Origin of the sequence: Streptomyces sp. NTH33 (assembly GCF_003236365.1) — a bacterium.
Taxonomy (GTDB): domain Bacteria; phylum Actinomycetota; class Actinomycetes; order Streptomycetales; family Streptomycetaceae; genus Streptomyces.
The window spans coordinates 1-4,055 of record NZ_POTZ01000560.1 but is presented as its reverse complement, the minus strand read 5'-3'; the positions used below and the strand labels follow the sequence as shown (position 1 = coordinate 4,055).

The window sequence follows — 4,055 nt, the reverse complement described above, 5'->3', positions numbered from 1 at the left end:
GCGCAGGGGCCGACCGCCGCCGGATCCGGGGCCCCGGGGGGCGCAGGCGCCTCCGCGGGGGCCCGCGCTCCCCTACCCCGGCAGCGGCAGACGCCTCCCGCGGGGCCCCGGCAGGAGTACCTGGACGCCTTCGGCGAGGACGACGTCTTCACGCCCCGGCCCCGCGGCGGCGTGCCGTCCGCGCGTCCGGCCGTGGTGTCGCCCGTCCCGCCGGCCGGGCAGGGCGTCGAGGCCGCGCGACGGCCCACCGACGAGCCCACGCGCGGCACAGGCGCCAAGGGGCGGACGTTCACCGGCATCGCGGCCGCCGCCGTCACCACCGTGCTCGCCGTCGTCGTCGCCGGACAGGTCGCCGACGACCGTTCCGACCCCGGCGTGCGGTCGCAGTCCGCCACCGGCCGCACGGACGGCGGCGCCGCGGGCGTCGCGGCCGCCGACGGCAAGCCGGTGGCACCGCCGGACGTGTCGGCGCTGACGTACGGCCAGAAGATGGGCATGAAGTACGAGCTCAGTCCCGCTCTCAAGGGTTCGGGCAGGTTCGACGTGGTCCCGGGCTCCACCAAGGCGCCGGGCAAGGGACGCAAGTACACCTACCGCGTCGACGTGGAGCAGGGCCTCGGCCTCGACGGCGAGCTCTTCGCCCAGGCCGTGCACGAGACGCTCAACGACGACCGCAGCTGGGCCCACGACGGCGGCCGCACCTTCGAACGCGTCTCCTCCGGCAGACCCGACTTCGTGATCACGCTCGCCAGCCCCGGCACCACCGCCATCTGGTGCGCCAAGTCCGGCCTGGACACCACCGAGGACAACGTCTCGTGCGACTCGGCCGCCACCGAGCGCGTGATGATCAACGCCTACCGGTGGGCGCAGGGTTCGAAGACCTACGGCGACAAGATGTACGCCTACCGGCAGATGCTGATCAACCACGAGATCGGCCACCGGCTCGGCTACGGACACGTCACCTGTGACAAGGACGGCGCCCTGGCACCCGTCATGCAGCAGCAGACCAAGTTCCTGGACCGCGGCGGAATCCACTGCCTGCCCAACCCCTGGCCCTATCCGGGGAGTTGACCGAACCCGGCACGTGACGTTCCGTGCCTGGGCGATCTCCTAGCGCGACGGAACGCGTCCCGCACGGGAAAGTTACGCCCGTTCACCCCTTTTGGTGGCGCGATGGACAACCGTCCATCGCGCCACCCTCATGTCCGCATACGTTCGTCCCGCTGCGAGCCGCCGGTGCGACGGCGGCTCCCCGCACGGAGTGAACGGGAGAGATCGGGGGTGCACGCGTGCGCATCGGACTGGTGACGGAGGGTGGCTATCCGTATGTGGGCGGTGACGTCGGGTTCTGGTGCGAACGGCTCGTGCGCGGGCTCGGACAGCACGAGTTCGACCTCTACGCGCTCAGCCGCAGCCGCCGGCAGGAGGACGCGGGCTGGGTGCCGCTGCCGCCGCAGGTCAGCCGGGTTCGTACCGCACCCCTGTGGGCGGCCGAGGACGACGGCATCACGTACGGACGACGCGCGCGCCGGCGCTTCGCCGAATGCTATGGCGAGCTGGCGTCGGTCCTGGTCACGGCGAGCGGCGGCGGTCCCGACAGCCCCGGCGACCACGGCGAGGCGGTCGGTCAGGACCGTGCCGACGACGAGGCGGACCGTTTCGGCAGCGCGCTGTACGGGCTCGCCGAGCTCGCCCGCGACGAGGGCGGCCTGGTGGGCGCGCTGCGCTCCGAAACCGCCGTACGCGCGCTGGAACGCGCCTGTCGCGCGCCCGGCGCTTCGCGTGCGGCGCGCGAGGCCCGCGTCCCGGATCTGCTCGCGGCCGCCGGGCACCTGCGGCAGGCTCTGAGCCCTCTCGCGGTCGACTGGTACGAGGACGACGGCCTCGGCGCCGCCGACCTCTGCCACGCGGCGGCCGGCGGCGCGGCGGCCCTGTCCGGGCTGCTCGCCCGCCACTTCACCGGGGTCCCCCTGCTGGTCACCGAGTACGGCGCACGGCTGCGCGCGCACCACCTCGCCACCGGCGCCGACGGAACCGCCCCGGCCGTACGGGCCCTGCTCGCCGCGTTCCACGGCGGGGTCGCCGCCGAGGCGTACCGGCAAGCAGCCCTCGTCACCCACGGCAACGCGCACACCCGCCGCTGGCAGGAGCGCTGCGGTGCCGAGCGCGCCAAACTGCGTACCGTCCACCCCGGCATGGACGCCGCAGGCTTCGCCGGGGCCGGAGAGTCACCGGAGGCCGCCGACCCGGACACGCTGGTGTGGGCCGGCCGTGTCGAGCCCGCCAAGGACCTGGTGTCCCTGCTGCACGCCTTCGCCCAGGTGCACAGGCAGGAGCCGAAGGCGCGGCTGCGGATCGTGAGCACCGCGACCGGCTCCGACGGGACGGCCTACCTGGGCCACTGCCGGGCGCTCGCCGCCCAGCTCTTCCCCGACGAGGCCGAGGGCCCGCACACCGTCGGCGACAACCCGGTGTCCTTCGAGGAGGTCGGCGGCCCGGAGGCCCCGACGCTCGCGGAGGTGTACGCCTCGGGCGCCGTGATCGTCCTGTCGAGCGTCGTCGAGGGCTTCCCGATCGGTCTCGTCGAGGCGATGTTCTGCGGCTGTGCGACGGTCTCCACCGACGTCGGCGCGGTCGTGGAGGTCATCGGCGGCACCGGGCTCGTCGTACCCCCGCGCAATCCACGGGCGCTCGCCGATGCGTGCATGGCGCTGCTGCGCGACCCCGAGCGCCGTGCGCGCCTGGGCGCCGCCGCCCGCGCCCGCGCGCTGGAACTGTTCACCGTCGAGCAGAACATCGCCGCGTTCCACGGCATGTACCTCGAGATCGTCTCGCACTGCCCGGTCCGGCGCGTCGTCCTCGGCGAGACCGGCGAGCCCCTTCCGTTCGCCGTCCCGGCCGAGGCCCACGTACCCGGCAGCTGGACCGGGCCCCCCGCCCGCGTCGCGGCCCGCCGGGCCACCGACTCACCGGCACCGTGCCCGACCCCCATGACCACCACGGAGGCCTCCGGATGAACGGCTCCTCGGGACAAAGCGGCCACACCGGCACCACGGCCGTCCCCGCCCTCCCGGCCGGTGACCTCGGCGAGCCGGCCCTCGACCGGAGCCCTTTCGTGCCCTCCCGGCGCGGCGCCGCCGACCCGGTCAAGGCGCTGATGCACCGGCACCGCGAACTGTGCGAACGAGCCGTCGACCCCCTGGAGATCGCCGCCGGCCTGGAGGCGCACGGCGTCACCGACCGCACCGCCGCCCGCTTCCGCCACCGCGACGTCTTCTCGCTCGCCGAGGAGATGTACGCCCGGATCTCCCGCGACACCGGGACACCTCCGCGCCACGAGGCCACCGCCGTGCCTTCGATGGGTCTCGGCCCGGCCGGGCTCGGCCTGCTGCCCGGCACCCTGTGCGCGGCCGCCGTGACCGGGCTGCGTCTGACCGAGGGCCGGACGCGACTGGCCGTCGCCGCGCTCGGCGTCCTCGCCGTGGGGCTGGGCCTGCGCGCCGTGCTCCGCCACGGCCCGCTGAGCACCGGCAGACGTACACCGGCCGGCCCGCACGCGTCCGGCACGCGCGCGTGGACGTGCCTGCTGCTCGCTCATGCCCTCCTCGGCGAGGGCCTGCTCGGCGCAGCCGTCACCGGCGGCCCCGACGCACTGCCCGACGGCACCGCCGCCGGGGCCTGGCCGTTGACCACCGCTCCCGTGCTGGCCCTCGCCCTCGCCTGCGCCCCGGCGGTCTGGACCGCCCACCTCTTCGTCGTCCGCGCCCGGCGCAGGGTGACCATCAGCCGCGGCCTGGAGGAGTTCGCCACGTCCGTACGGCCCCTGCTGTTCGGCATCCTCGGCCTGTTCCTGTGCGTCCTGGCCGTCCTCGCCGCCGCGTGCGGGGCAGCCCTGGACGAGCCCGCCGGCTACGCACAGGCCCTCACGCTGGGCGCGCTGCTGCTGCTCGCCCGCCTCCTCACCGTGCACGGCATCACCCGGGCCCCGGCCGTCGCCCTCGGCGCCGCGGCCACGGCCGAGGTGGCGGCCCAGGCAGGCGTCCTCGCCGCCCGCC

Annotated in this window: 3 protein-coding genes; all 3 read left to right on the top strand. The window is 75.3% G+C overall.

Annotated elements, in window-relative coordinates:
- The coding region (locus C1I97_RS32880) for a DUF3152 domain-containing protein (RefSeq protein ID WP_441349179.1) at window positions 1-1,071 on the top strand (1,071 nt) is incomplete at its 5' end.
- Between the two features lie 218 nt (window positions 1,072-1,289).
- A complete protein-coding gene (locus C1I97_RS32875; protein WP_111006682.1) occupies window positions 1,290-3,017 on the top strand; it encodes a DUF3492 domain-containing protein in 1,728 nt (575 codons plus the stop codon).
- Window positions 3,014-4,055: hypothetical protein (locus C1I97_RS32870; RefSeq protein ID WP_258382848.1), on the top strand; the 1,042-nt coding region annotated here is incomplete at its 3' end. The genes C1I97_RS32875 and C1I97_RS32870, both read left to right, overlap by 4 nt.